The 12,752-nt window shown below is 66.0% G+C and carries 11 protein-coding genes; 3 read left to right on the top strand and 8 right to left on the bottom strand.

What is annotated here, in order from left to right:
* Positions 1-95 precede the first annotated feature (95 nt).
* Together zapE and ABZO33_RS05480 are read left to right on the top strand one after the other, a co-directional pair.
* Positions 96-1,169 (top strand): cell division protein ZapE, encoded by a 1,074-nt coding sequence (gene zapE / locus ABZO33_RS05485; protein WP_414535165.1) that lies wholly within the window; start codon positions 96-98, stop codon positions 1,167-1,169.
* Between the two features lie 58 nt (positions 1,170-1,227).
* Positions 1,228-2,448 (top strand): MFS transporter, encoded by a 1,221-nt coding sequence (locus tag ABZO33_RS05480; protein ID WP_414535164.1) that lies wholly within the window; start codon positions 1,228-1,230, stop codon positions 2,446-2,448.
* A gap of 82 nt (positions 2,449-2,530) precedes the next feature.
* Here the strand turns inward: ABZO33_RS05480 and ABZO33_RS05475 are convergent, their stop codons facing one another.
* Positions 2,531-4,345 carry an ABC transporter ATP-binding protein/permease gene (locus tag ABZO33_RS05475; protein WP_414535163.1) on the bottom strand — a complete coding sequence of 605 codons (1,815 nt, stop codon included), beginning with the start codon at positions 4,343-4,345 and terminating at the stop codon, positions 2,531-2,533.
* Positions 4,346-4,627: 282 nt separating this feature from the next.
* On the opposite strand from ABZO33_RS05475, the gene ABZO33_RS05470 reads away from it, so the two are divergent.
* Entirely contained in the window at positions 4,628-4,924 is a 297-nt protein-coding gene (locus ABZO33_RS05470) for a GNAT family N-acetyltransferase (protein ID WP_414535162.1), read from the top strand.
* Positions 4,925-4,946: 22 nt separating this feature from the next.
* Here the strand turns inward: ABZO33_RS05470 and ABZO33_RS05465 are convergent, their stop codons facing one another.
* The 7 genes from ABZO33_RS05465 to ABZO33_RS05435 all read right to left on the bottom strand — a co-directional run bounded on the left by ABZO33_RS05465 (position 4,947) and on the right by ABZO33_RS05435 (position 12,742).
* On the bottom strand, positions 4,947-5,159 hold the full coding sequence (locus tag ABZO33_RS05465; RefSeq protein ID WP_414535161.1) for a formate dehydrogenase subunit delta: 213 nt from the start codon (positions 5,157-5,159) through the stop codon (positions 4,947-4,949).
* Positions 5,156-8,032, bottom strand: coding sequence for a formate dehydrogenase subunit alpha (gene fdhF, locus ABZO33_RS05460; protein WP_414535160.1), 2,877 nt, complete (start codon positions 8,030-8,032; stop codon positions 5,156-5,158). Before fdhF ends, ABZO33_RS05465 begins: the two co-directional genes overlap by 4 nt.
* A complete protein-coding gene (locus ABZO33_RS05455) occupies positions 8,029-9,573 on the bottom strand; it encodes a formate dehydrogenase beta subunit (protein WP_414535159.1) in 1,545 nt (514 codons plus the stop codon). The genes fdhF and ABZO33_RS05455 overlap by 4 nt, the downstream gene beginning before the upstream one ends.
* Positions 9,567-10,052 (bottom strand): formate dehydrogenase subunit gamma, encoded by a 486-nt coding sequence (locus tag ABZO33_RS05450; RefSeq protein WP_414535158.1) that lies wholly within the window; start codon positions 10,050-10,052, stop codon positions 9,567-9,569. Before ABZO33_RS05450 ends, ABZO33_RS05455 begins: the two co-directional genes overlap by 7 nt.
* Before the next feature lie 326 nt (positions 10,053-10,378).
* Positions 10,379-11,536 carry a glutathionylspermidine synthase family protein gene (locus ABZO33_RS05445; protein ID WP_414535157.1) on the bottom strand — a complete coding sequence of 386 codons (1,158 nt, stop codon included), beginning with the start codon at positions 11,534-11,536 and terminating at the stop codon, positions 10,379-10,381.
* Positions 11,537-11,538: 2 nt separating this feature from the next.
* Positions 11,539-12,291 (bottom strand): DUF1190 domain-containing protein, encoded by a 753-nt coding sequence (locus ABZO33_RS05440; protein ID WP_062359546.1) that lies wholly within the window; start codon positions 12,289-12,291, stop codon positions 11,539-11,541.
* A 25-nt stretch (positions 12,292-12,316) separates the two neighbouring features.
* Positions 12,317-12,742, bottom strand: coding sequence for a DUF350 domain-containing protein (locus tag ABZO33_RS05435; protein WP_023631082.1), 426 nt, complete (start codon positions 12,740-12,742; stop codon positions 12,317-12,319).
* Positions 12,743-12,752 lie beyond the last annotated feature (10 nt).

The following is a 12,752-nucleotide window of genomic DNA, read 5'->3' as shown; positions in this document are numbered from 1 at the left end:
TCACGATCATTGCCCGGCACATTCTCGATTGGTCAAAATGCCCGGCATCGCGCAAGCTGCGCCCTGCCCCAGACTCGGCCCGAGGAGCCAGCCACTTGCCCACTTGGATTCCCGCGCCCTTGCGCCAGATTGGCCAGCGCCTGCGCAGTGCCCCAGCCAAGGCCCCCACCTTGTTGAGCCACTTTCAGACACTGGCAACCGAGCGAGGCTATACCTTGAGCTACGGGCAGCTTCAGGTGATCGAGGCGATGGCCATGCTATTGGGCAGCCTCGACGCGGGTCAGGCACGCAGCCTGTACCTGCACGGCGCGGTCGGACGCGGCAAGAGCTGGCTGCTCGATGGCTTCTTCCAGGCCGTGCCGACGACGTCCAAGCGCCGCCTGCATTTTCACGATTTCTTCGCCCGCCTGCACCAGGGCATGCATCACCACCGGGCGCAGGACGATGCCCTGGGGGCGACCCTCGACGCACTGCTGGGCCACTGCCAAGTGCTGTGCTTCGACGAGTTCCACGTCCATGACATCGGCGACGCCATGCTGCTCAAGCGGCTGTTCGATGCCCTGTTCGCTCGGCGCGTGGTCCTGCTGCTCACCTCCAACTACGCCCCTGAGGGGTTGCTGCCCAACCCGCTGTACCACGCACGCTTCCTGCCGGTGATCCGCCTGATCAACCGCCATATGCAAGTGCTGGAGGTAGCCGGGGAGGCCGACTTTCGCAGCCTGCCAAGCAACCGTGAGCATCAGCGTTTTACCCAAGGACACTATGTCTGGCCGGGCGATGCGCGGCAACGTGTGGCCCTGCGGGTGCCCACACCGCAGAGGGTCTGGCTGGAGGTCAACAAACGGCCTTTGCGGGCGCTGGCCAGCGAGGGGCGCCAGGTAATGTTCAGCTTCGACGACCTGTGCGAACAGCCGACCGCAGTGATCGATTACCTGGCCCTGGCCGAGCGTTATGATCGCTGGATCATAGACGGCCTGGATGATCTGGCCGAGTGCTCCCTGGCGGCGCAGCAGCGCTTCGTCAACCTGGTGGATGTGCTCTACGACCAGGACCGGGAGGTGCTGATGATTGGCAGGCAGGCCCTGGAAAAAAGCCTGGGCGGCGCCATCGCCGATCTTGTGCGTACTCGCAGCCGCCTGGGTCAGCTACATCAGCAAGGGCCAGCCTGAGCCCCCTGGATGAGCCGCTATTGTCTAGAGTGAAATCGGAGCAACACCGAGATCACCCATGAACAGTGTTCCGCACTCGCGCCGCCGCCACAGCCTCGCCCTCATCCCCCGCAGCGTCTGGGCCCTGGGTTTTGTCTCGCTACTGATGGACATCTCTTCGGAGATGATCCACGCCCTCCTCCCGCTGTACATGGTCAGCGTGCTCGGCACCTCGGTGCTGGCCATCGGCCTGATCGAAGGTATCGCCGAGGCGACCGCGGCGTTTACCAAGCTGTTCTCCGGCACCCTCAGCGACCGCCTGGGCAAACGCAAGCTGCTGACGGTGATCGGCTACGGCCTGGCAGCCGTCACCAAGCCGGTGTTCCCGCTAGCCCCCGGGCTGGAATGGCTGACCGCGGCACGGTTCGTCGACCGAGTAGGCAAGGGCATCCGCGGCGCGCCACGGGATGCGCTGATCGCCGACGTCACCCCCGCACCACTGCGCGGGGCGGCATTCGGCCTGCGCCAGGCGCTGGATACGGTCGGGGCGTTTCTCGGGCCATTGCTGGCGATCCTGTTGATGTGGCTGACCGCCAGCCACTTCCAGACGGTGTTCTGGGTGGCGGTGATTCCGGCGTTCATGGCGCTCTATGTGCTGGTAGCCTTCGTCCGCGAGCCCGACAAACCCGCAGCGGTCGGCACGGTGGCTGCACCTCTGGCTCTTCGCGAACTGGCCCGACTGGGCAACGGTTACTGGCGCCTGGTCATCCTGGCCACGCTGTTCACCCTGGCGCGCTTCAGCGAAGCGTTTCTGTTGCTGCGCGGCCAGGCGCTTGGCCTTGCGGCACTGTGGGCGCCAGCAGTGCTGGTGCTGATGTCACTGGCATATGCACTGTCGGCCTATCCTGCCGGGGCACTGTCCGACAAGGTCGGGCGACGGGGTGTATTGATGCTCGGGCTGGCCCTGCTGGTACTGGCCGATCTGCTGCTGGCCTGGTTGCCGGGCCTGTCCGGCCTGGCGCTGGGCGTGATCCTGTGGGGGCTGCACATGGGCTTTACCCAGGGCGTGTTCAGCGCCCTGATCGCCGACAGCGCGCCCGAGGATCTGCGCGGAACCGCGTTCGGCGTGTTCAATCTGGTGACGGGGGTGGCGTTGTTGGTGGCCAGTGTTTTGGCCGGAGGATTGTGGGACTGGGTGGGGTATCAGGCGACATTCATGCTGGGGGGCGCGTTCGCCGCTACTACAATGGCAGGTTTGTGGTTCATGGCTGATCGTGGGAGCGGGCTTGCCCCGCGATGAGGCCGCCAGGAGCAACTGCATTACCTGACCTGACGCCATCGCGGGGCAAGCTCGCTCCGACAGGGATGCGGGCGGCCTGAAGTTACAGGGGCATGGCTGCCGGTTGCTGTTCCAGCAACGCCCACCCCCCCTGCCCGTCCACCTCCAGGCGGTGGGAGTGGAACCCCGCCAGGGTGCTGCGGTGCCCGACACTGACCAGCAGTGTCGCTGGCAACTCCTCACGCAGCAGCGAATACAGCGCATGCTCCAGCCCTTCGTCCATGGCCGAGGTGGACTCGTCGAGGAACACCACCTGCGGTCGGTTGAACAGCACCCGGGAAAACGCCAGGCGCTGCTGTTCGCCAAGCGACAGGATCCGCGACCAGTCGCGCTGCTCGTCCAGTCGTTCGGCCAGGTGGGCGAGGTTGACCTGGCGCAGGGCCTGCTGCATGCGCGCATCGTCCCCAGGCTCGCCGTGCGCCGGATAGGCGATGGCGGTGCGCAGGTCGCCCAGCGGCAAGTACGGGCGCTGCGAGAGGAACAGCGCCTGCGTCCCCAGCGGTCGCCTGACCTCGCCCTCGGCATAGGGCCACAGGCCCGCCAGGGCACGCAGCAAGGTGGTCTTGCCGCTGCCCGATGGCCCTTTGATCAGCAGCGCCTGACCGCTGTGCAGGTTCAGGTCGAGATCGGCAATCAATGCGTGGCCATCGGGGCGGCGCACCTGTAAGCCCAGAATCCCCAGCGCGTGCTCCTGGCCCACGGTGGCCACCCGCGGCAACGCGGCGGCCTGCTGGTTGGCGTCGAGAAAACCGGTCAGACGGTCGAGGGTGGCGCGGTACTGGGCGAAGGTGTCGTAGGACTCACGGAAGAACGACAGCGAGTCCTGCACCTGGCCAAATGCCTGGGCGGTCTGCATCACGTCGCCGAGCTTGATCGCGCCGCTGAAAAAGCGCGGTGCCTGGAGGATGAACGGGAACACCACCGCCACCTGGCTGACGCCCAGGTTGAAGCCGCTGAACTTGAGGTTCCGGAACACCAGCGCCCAGGCGTTGCCAATCAACGCGAAGAAGCGCCCGAGCAAGGTGCCCCGCTCCACTTGCGCGCCTTGGTAGAAGGCGATGTTCTCGGCATTCTCACGCAGGCGCATCAGCGCGTAGCGGAAGTTGGCGGTAAGTTTCTCGTTGAGGAAGTTCAGACGGATCAGCGGCTGACCAAGGCGGAAGGCGATCCAGGTGGCAATCAGCACATAGACATACACGGCGAACACCATCGCCCGGGGGACTTCGATGCCAGCCACTTCCAGCGGCGCCGACAGCCCCCAGAGAATGCCGGTGAACGCCACCAGCGACACCACCGCGCTGACCGCCCCCAGCGCCAGGGAAACGGAACCGCTGACGAAGTTGTTCACGTCAAGTTCGATACGCTGGTCGGGGTTGTCCACGGGCTCTTCGAGAAACTGCCCGCGATAGTAGGCATCGCCGTGCATCCAGTCGGCGGTCAGGCGTTCGGTGAGCCATACCCGCCAGCGGATGTTGAAGGCCTGGGTGACGTAGAAGGCGAACAGCGAGCGCAACACATGGATGCTCGCCAGCACCGCGAACACCCCGAGCAGGTACCAGAATGCGCTCTGGTCCAGTGCCTGCAACGCGCTGTAGAAGCCGTTGTACCAGAACGAGAACAACACGTTGAGGCGCACCGCGAACAGCGTCAGGACCAGCAGCAGGGCGAAGGCCAGCAAAGGTCGCCAACTGCGACGGAAGCTGAAATAGGGCCCGGCCAGTTGCCAGAACTGCGCGCCCCAGCGGGTATAGCGCACCGCCAGCAAGGCGGTAATGGTGAAGCAGACAAGGGTGACCAACGAGGCGATTGCCAGCCAGCTCAGGCTATCTTGCAGGGCCTGGTGCCAGTTCATGTCCATGGTGCGCTTCCACAGAGGATGTTTTTGCGAGCGTAGCACCGCACCTGCATCAACCCTGCAAACATGACGGACATTTCATCCGGGCATGCGCTGCAACAACATCTGTGCATGACGTGTCCTGGCGCAGATAATCCCGGCACCGCCACTGCAGAACCAAACCATGAACATTCGTCTTGCTGGACTACAGGATCTATCTGCCCTGATCGCCATCGACAGCGTCGCTCATCGGGACCCGCAGCGTGCCGAACAGATGCCGACTGGCTCAGGCAGTACCGTTGCCTGGTGACCGAGGTGCAAGGCGCGGTGAGCGCCTATGCGGTGATGCACCGGCACTTCTTCGGTTGCGCGTTCATCGAGATGCTGATGGTCGACCAGGGCCACCGCCGCAGTGGGCTGGGAGCCGCGCTGCTGGCTCACATACAGGCCGACTGCACGGGGCAGAAGCTGTTCACCTCGACCAACCGCTCCAATGGCCCGATGCGCCGCTTGCTGGAGCGCCGGGGCTTTGTCGAGAGCGGCATTGTCGAGCACCTCGACGAAGGGGATCCGGAGCAGGTCTATTTCTGGATATCAGAATAAGCCGGGGCGGTCCTGCCCTACGTCAAATCATCGGGTGCACCGCCTCTCGCACCAGCGCATCCAACTCCAGGCCCCCATCAGCCTGCGCCCTCTCGGTCAACTGCCGACGCATGCCCGGCGTCCAGAAGCTCAGCAGGTGCTGCCTCACCCCCTGCACCGCCTTGGCATGGTCCGGCTCACTGTCGAAGTAATGGCCGATCTGGTTGGCCATCTTCACCAGGTTGTCGCTGCTCATCGGCGCACCTCCGCCTTTTCCGCCTGACGCCGTTCCTTGAGCAAGCGCCGCTGCTCGTCGCTGAAGCTCTGATAGCGCTTCTGCCATTCCGACGGCTGGAACACCTTCACCACCTCCACTGCGGTGACCTTGTATTCCGGGCAGTTGGTAGCCCAGTCGGAGTTGTCGGTGGTGATCACGTTGGCCCCCGACTCGGGGAAGTGGAAGGTGGTGTACACCACCCCCGGCGCCACCCGGCCGCTGACCCTGGCGCGCAGCACGCTCTGCCCGGCGCGGCTGCCCACGCCCACCCAGTCGCCGTCGGTGATGCCGCGGCTCTCGGCATCGCTGGGGTGGATCTCCAGGCGGTCCTCGTCGTGCCAGGCGACGTTGCCGGTGCGCCGGGTCTGCGCGCCGACGTTGTACTGGCTGAGAATGCGCCCGGTGGTCAGCAGCAGCGGGTAGCGGCTGTTGACCTTCTCGTCGGTGGGCACGTAGCCGGTGAGCATGAAGCGCCCCTTGCCGCGTACGAACTGGTCGATATGCATGGTCGGCGTGCCGTCGGGCGCGGCGTCGTTGCACGGCCACTGCAGGCTGCCGTGGTGGTCGAGCTCGGCATAGCTGACCCGGCGGAAGGTCGGGGTCAGGCGGGCGATTTCGTCCATGATCTGCGACGGATGCTGGTAATCCATGTGGTAGCCCAAGGCATCGGCCAGGGCCAGGGTCGCCTCCCAGTCGGCCTTGCCGGCCAGCGGCTCCATCACCTTGCGCACCCGCGAGATGCGCCGCTCGGCATTGGTGAAGGTGCCGTCCTTCTCGAGGAACGAGCTGCCCGGCAGGAACACATGAGCGAACTTGGCCGTCTCGTTGAGGAAGATGTCCTGCACCACCACGCACTCTATCGCCAGCAGCGCGGCAGTGACATGCTGGGTGTTGGGGTCGCTTTGGGCGATATCTTCACCCTGGCAGTACAGCGCCTTGAAGCTGCCGTCCAGCGCAGCCTCGAACATGTTCGGAATGCGCAACCCCGGGTCGGGCTGCAGGGTCACGCCCCAGGCCTGCTCGAACTCGGCACGCACGCTTTCGTTGGAGATATGCCGGTAGCCGGGCAACTCGTGGGGGAACGAGCCCATGTCGCACGAGCCCTGCACGTTGTTCTGCCCGCGCAGCGGGTTCACGCCCACCCCTTCGCGGCCGATATTGCCGGTGGCCATGGCCAGGTTGGCGATGCCCATCACCGCGGTGCTGCCCTGGCTGTGCTCGGTCACGCCCAGGCCATAGTAGATCGCCGCATTGCCGCCGGTGGCGTACAGCCGGGCGGCGGCGCGGATCTGCTCGGCGGGCACGCCACACACCGGGCCGAGTACTTCAGGGGCGTTGTCGGGCTGCGCGACGAAATCGCGCCAGCGGGCGAAGTCCTCGGTTTCGCAGCGGGCATCGATGAAGCGCTGGTCGAGCAGGCCCTCGCTGACGATCACATGAGCCAGGGCGTTGAGCATGGCCACGTTGGTACCCGGACGTAGTTGCAGGTGCAGTTCGGCGCGGGCATGGGGCGCATCGACCAGGTCGATACGCCGCGGATCGATGACGATCAATCGCGCGCCCTGGCGCAGGCGGCGCTTGAGCTGCGAGCCGAACACCGGGTGCGCGTCGGTGGGGTTGGCGCCGATCACCAGCACCACGTCGGCCAGCATCACCGAGTCGAAGCTCTGGGTACCGGCGGACTCGCCCAGGGTCTGCTTGAGGCCGTAGCCAGTGGGCGAATGGCAGACCCGCGCGCAGGTGTCGACGTTGTTGTTGCCGAAGGCCGTGCGCACCAGCTTCTGCACCAGGTACGCCTCTTCGTTGGTGCAGCGGCTGGAGGTGATGCCACCGATGGAATCACGCCCGTACTTGAGCTGGATGCGCCGCAACTCGCTGGCGGCATAGGTGACTGCCTCATCCCAGCTGACCTCTTGCCACGGGTCCTCCAGGCGCTTGCGAATCATCGGTTTGGTAATGCGGTCCGGGTGCGTGGCATAACCCCAGGCGAAGCGCCCCTTGACGCAGGCATGGCCGTGGTTGGCGCCGCCATTCTTGTCCGGGACCATGCGCACCAGCTGGTCGCCCTTCATCTCGGCGCGGAACGAGCAGCCCACGCCGCAATAGGCGCAGGTGGTGATCACCGCGCGCTCGGGCTGGCCGAGCTGGATCAGGCTTTTCTCGCTCAGGGTCGCCGTCGGGCAGGCCTGCACGCAGGCGCCGCAGGACACGCATTCGGAACTGAGGAAATCGTCACCGCCGGCCGCCGCCACCCGCGAGTCGAAACCGCGCCCGGTGATGGTCAGGGCGAAGGTGCCCTGAATGTCTTCGCAGGCGCGCACGCAGCGGCTGCAGACGATGCACTTGCTCGGCTCGTAGTCGAAGTATGGGTTGGACACGTCCTTGCCTTCGCCCAGGTGATTGGCACCGTCATAGCCATAACGCACCTCGCGCAGGCCAACCTGGCCGGCGACGGTCTGCAGCTCGCAATTGCCGTTGGCCGAACAGGTCAGGCAGTCCAGCGGGTGGTCGGAGATATACAGCTCCATCACGTTGCGGCGCAGGTCGGCCAGGCGTGGCGTCTGCGTACGCACCACCATGCCCTCGCCCACAGGTGTGGTGCAGGAGGCCGGGTAGCCGCGCATGCCGTCGATCTCGACCATGCACATGCGGCACGAGCCGAAGGCCTCGAGGCTGTCGGTGGCGCACAGTTTGGGGATGCTGGTGCCGAGCATGGCTGCGGCGCGCATCACGGAGGTGCCGGCGGGCACGCTGATCGAACGGCCGTCGATGACCAGGCTGACCTGCACCTCGCTGAGGCGTTGCGGGGTACCCAGGTCGAGGTCGCTGCTGGGGTCGAAGTAATTGATCATTGCGCGGCCTCCAGGCCGAAATCGGCGGGGAAGTGCTTGAGGGCGCTGACCACGGGGTACGGGGTCATCCCACCCATGGCACACAGCGAGCCGTACTGCATCGTGTCGCACAGGTCGCGCAGCAACCCCGCCTGGCTTTCGCGGTAGGCTGGGTCGGTGCTGGCGATCAGCCGGTCGACCACTTCCACGCCGCGGGTCGAGCCGATCCGGCACGGCGTGCACTTGCCGCAGGATTCCTCGGCGCAGAACTGCAGGGCGAAGCGGGCCATGCCGGCCATGTTCAGGGTGTCATCGGCCAGCACCACGCCGCCATGGCCGAGCATCGCGCCAATGGCGGCGAAGGCCTCGTAGTCCAGCGGTGTGTCGAACTGTTCAGGCGGCACCCAGGCACCCAGCGGGCCGCCGACCTGCGCCGCCTTGATCGGCCGGCCACTGGCGGTACCGCCGCCGTAGCCTTCCACCAGCTCGCGCAGGGTCAGGCCGAAAGCGCGTTCCACCAGCCCGCCATGGCGGATATTGCCGGCCAGCTGGAACGGCAAGGTGCCCAGCGAGCGGCCCATGCCGAAGTCGCGGTAGCAGACCGCGCCCTTGGCCAGGATGATCGGTACCGAAGCCAGGGTGAGCACGTTGTGCACCAGCGTCGGTTGGCCGAACAGCCCCTCCAACGCCGGCAACGGCGGCTTGGCGCGGACGATGCCGCGCTTGCCCTCCAGGGATTCGAGCAGCGCGGTTTCCTCGCCACAGATATAGGCGCCCGCGCCGACCCGCACCTCCAGGTCGAAGGCCACGCCGCTGCCGGCGACATCCAGGTAACCGGCCTCGCGAGCGAGCAGGATCGCCTCGTTGAGCGCGCGCACGGCATCGGGGTACTCCGAGCGCACATAGATGTAGCCCTTGCTCGCCCCCACGGCGAGGCCGGCAATGATCATGCCCTCGATCAGCAGGAACGGGTCGCCCTCCATGAGCATGCGGTCGGCGAAGGTGCCGGAGTCGCCTTCATCAGCGTTGCACACCACGTACTTCTGCACGGCCGGCGCCTGGCGCACGGTGCGCCACTTGATGCCCGCCGGAAAGGCCGCGCCACCCCGGCCACGCAGGCCCGAATCGAGCACCGCCGCGACCACTTCGTCACCGTCCAGCAACGTGGCCTGGCGCAGCCCCTCGAAACCACCGTTGGCATGGTAGTCGTCCAGTGACAGCGGCCGGGTGATGCCGGCGCGGGCGAACAACAGGCGCTGCTGGGTTTTCAGGTAGGGAATCTCTTCGACCGGCCCCAGCGCCAACGCATGGCCTGCATGGTCACCCGCCAGGGCATCGAGCAAACCGGGGACATCCTCAGGTGTGACCGGCCCGAAGCCCAGCCGGCCTTGCGCGGTGTCCAGCTCCACCAGCGGCTCCAGCCAATACAGGCCACGGGAACTGGTGCGTTTGATGCGTAGCACCAGGTTGCGCTGCGCCGCCTCGCGGGTCAGTGCCTCGGCCACCTGATCGGCGCCCACTGCCCGGGCCAGCGAATCGCAGGAGATGCTCAGGCTCAGCATGCTTTCACCTCCTCACGGCAGCCCGCCACCAGCGCCCGCAGGCGTTCCGGAGTGACGCGGGCATGGAGCTGGCCATCGAGCTCCAACGCCGGCGAGCAGGCACAAGCACCCAGGCAGTACACCGGACGAAGGTCGAGCGCACCGTCTTCGCTGCGGCCGTGGTCATCCAGCCCGAGTTGCTCGCGCAATTGCGCGGCCAGCGCCTCGGCGCCACGGCTCTGGCAGGACTCGGCGCGGCACAGGCGCAGGGTATGGCGGGCCGGCGGCGTGGTACGGAAATCGTGGTAGAAGCTGATTACCCCGCGCACCTCGGCCTGGCTGAGGTTGAGGGCATGGGCGATCTCGGCGACGGCGCTGTCGGGAATGTAGCCGGCGCCGGCCTGGATGGCGTGGAGGATCGGCAACAAGGCGCCAGGGGTGTCCTTTTCACGGGCCAGGACACGCTGGATCAACGGCAGGTGGTTCAACTCATCAGGCATACAGCGGACCTCGGCAACCCGGCCCGGCCCTGATCGCGGGCCAGTGTCCGGCGGTGTTCAGCTGCGGTGCGCAGGCCGCGTCACGGTGGCGGCAGGCCAGGCACCCTCCTTGCCTGCGGCCATGCGTCTTGCTGCGCGCGGTCCACGGGCATCCTCAGAGCATGGCAGCTATTGCGCGAAGAGGTTGTGCGCGGGCGACCCGGCGCGTCCTGAAACCGACCATCTGAGGGACCATCATCGGTGGAGCAATCGTAACGTTGTGATCAGCCCGCTCCCACGCTGACGAGGCTTGCTACGTAGCTCTCTACGCGACATAGCGCAGCCGGTCAGTCCACCACTACATGGGGCACAAACCGCGAGCTGTCCTTGGTGATCAGGGTGTCGTCTTCACGAATGCCGATCCCCGAGGCCAGGTCACCGACTACCCACGAGCCGATCAGGGTGTAGCTGTCGCCGAACTTCGGCAAAGGCGCGAAACCTTGCAGGATGTACGGTGCGTCATCATAGGGCCCGTCCTCGAACACCCGCTGGTCATCGGTGGTGCGAATGTCCACATTGGCCCCCTCGCGAGAGAAATACGGCTTGCGCACCCAGCCCTTGGGCACCGGCCGCCGGGGGTCTTCGTCGAGAAAGGCTGGCAACAGGTTCGGGTGGCCCTCATGCCATTCCCACAACAACGGCAAGATGCCCTTGTTGGAAATCAGCGACTTCCACGCCGGCTCGACGAACTGGGTATCGCAACCGGCGATGGCCTGGCCGAAGTCCTCGTGGAAGATATGCTCCCAGGCATGCAGCTTGAACAGGCGCGGGATCGGCCGGCCTTCGAGGTCGACGAAGCGCCCCTCGTCATTCAGGCCGATATCCTCCAGGTCGATATGCCGGGTGCTGATACCCACGTGCCCGGCCATCTTGCGCAGAAAATCCGTGGTGCCGCGGTCCTCGACGGAGCCGCCGATGGCCGAGAAGTAGAACGGGCTTTCACGTTCGAAGGCGGCAAAAGCCCGCACCAGGTCTTCAGCCAGGGTGTTGAACTGGCTGGCATGGGCCGGCAGCACACCGCGCTCGATCTGCTGCTCAAGCCAGATCAGCTGGAACGCCGCCGCCTCGTACAGCGAGGTCGGCGTGTCGTAGTTGGCCTCGATCAGCTTGGCCGGACCCGTGCCGTCGTAGCTGAAGTCGAAACGCCCGTAGAGGTGCGGATGCCCCTCCTTCCACGAACGACGCACCAGGTCGAAGAACGCCGGCGGGATCGCCAGGCGAGTCATCAGCGCTTCGCTGTCGACAATGCGTGCCACCGCGTCCAGGCACATCGCATGCAGCTCCTGGGTGGGCGCCTCCAGGTCACGGCTGACCTGGGCCTCGCTGAACTGGTAATAGCCACGCTCGTCCCAGTAGCGTTCACCGTCGATGGTGTGGAAGGTGAAACCTTCGCGCTCGGCGGTGGCGCGCCAGTCCGGGCGTTCGTCGCAACGGATCTTGCGCATGCTCAACCGCCGAAGCTGAAGCCGCCGCTGCTCTTGCCGCCCCAGCCACTGCGTGCAGTGGCCTGGCTGCCGAAGCCGCCGCGAGAGATCGACGAGGACACGCTGGAGCGGGTCGAGGTGCTGGATTTGTAGCTGCGCCCGCTGGAGCTGCCGGAGTAGTAGCTGCTGTAGCTGCCGCCGCTCTGCTGGGCCTGGTCGGAGCGCTCGAAGCGCTTGCCCTGGTCGATCTGCTGGCCGAGCGTGGTGCTGCGGTATCCGCCGCTGCTGTCACGGTACTGGTAGACCGGCTGCGAGTAGTACTGGCGATTGCCGCCGCTGAGCACCTGGCCGAGCAGCAGGCCGGTAAGCAGGCCGTTGAAGTTGCTGCCGCCGCTGCTGGCCTGGCCGCTGTTCTCGACCTGGGCGCGGGCCGCGTCGACCTGAGACTGGCTGACCTCACCCGACACCGCCAGCTCGAAGCCGCCGAGGCGCGGCATGTAGCGGTTGTCACTGGTGACCTGGCAGTAGTCCGGCACGAAGTCGGCCTCGCAGGCAGCCTTGTCGCCATAGGTCGGGGCAATGCGGCGGTGGTCGGCCAACGCCTGCATGTAGGCGTCGGAACACACGTCCACCGGCATCTTGTCATCGACGCAAGCCTGGACGGTGGTGTAGTTGCTGCGCTTGCTGACCGTGTAAGTCTCCTCGGGCGCGCTGCACGCGGTAAGCGCCAGCGGCAGGGAACTGGCCAGCACCAGCTTGACGGAACTGCGTCTCATATAGGGCTCCTTGCGCGCAAACGGCTCAGACCGACGGGGTCATGCAGGCCGAGTTGAGGAAGCCCACGCTGATCGCCACGGCAGCGGCGTAGATCGCGGCGGCCATCTCGCCCTTGGCGATGCGGCTGGCCAGGCCCTTGAGCACCAGGCTGGTGATGCCGAAGGCGAGCAGTTGCACCACGGCGGCGATCACCACCCAGACCACGAAGTCGAGCAGGCTGACGCTGTAGGCGATGATGTTGCTGGCCGGCAGCGAGAAGCCGATCAACGCACCACCCAGGGCGATGGCCGCGGCGCTGTTGTTGTCGCGAATCAGGGCGAACTCACGGTGCGGGGTGAGGTGCGTGTAGATGAACTGGAACAGCCAGAACAGCACCAGCGCCACGCTGATGTAGAGAATGAAGCCGATCACTGCCTGGGCGTTGAGCGACATGCGAAGTGCGTCGAGCATGGTGAATCCT

The organism is Pseudomonas sp. CAM1A (assembly GCF_047501685.1).
Taxonomy (GTDB): Bacteria; Pseudomonadota; Gammaproteobacteria; order Pseudomonadales; family Pseudomonadaceae; genus Aquipseudomonas.
This window is presented reverse-complemented; position numbering and strand designations above follow the sequence as displayed.

What these genes read in the sequence shown, in the direction of transcription:
- ABZO33_RS05480 (WP_414535164.1), top strand. Translation starts at nt 1,228, where the DNA reads ATGAACAGTGTTCCGCACTCGCGCCGCCGCCACAGCCTCGCCCTCATC.
- ABZO33_RS05475 (WP_414535163.1), bottom strand. Translation starts at nt 4,345, where the DNA reads ATGGACATGAACTGGCACCAGGCCCTGCAAGATAGCCTGAGCTGGCTG.
- ABZO33_RS05465 (WP_414535161.1), bottom strand. Translation starts at nt 5,159, where the DNA reads ATGAGCAGCGACAACCTGGTGAAGATGGCCAACCAGATCGGCCATTAC.
- fdhF (WP_414535160.1), bottom strand. Translation starts at nt 8,032, where the DNA reads ATGATCAATTACTTCGACCCCAGCAGCGACCTCGACCTGGGTACCCCG.
- ABZO33_RS05455 (WP_414535159.1), bottom strand. Translation starts at nt 9,573, where the DNA reads ATGCTGAGCCTGAGCATCTCCTGCGATTCGCTGGCCCGGGCAGTGGGC.
- ABZO33_RS05450 (WP_414535158.1), bottom strand. Translation starts at nt 10,052, where the DNA reads ATGCCTGATGAGTTGAACCACCTGCCGTTGATCCAGCGTGTCCTGGCC.
- ABZO33_RS05445 (WP_414535157.1), bottom strand. Translation starts at nt 11,536, where the DNA reads ATGCGCAAGATCCGTTGCGACGAACGCCCGGACTGGCGCGCCACCGCC.
- ABZO33_RS05440 (WP_062359546.1), bottom strand. Translation starts at nt 12,291, where the DNA reads ATGAGACGCAGTTCCGTCAAGCTGGTGCTGGCCAGTTCCCTGCCGCTG.
- ABZO33_RS05435 (WP_023631082.1), bottom strand. Translation starts at nt 12,742, where the DNA reads ATGCTCGACGCACTTCGCATGTCGCTCAACGCCCAGGCAGTGATCGGC.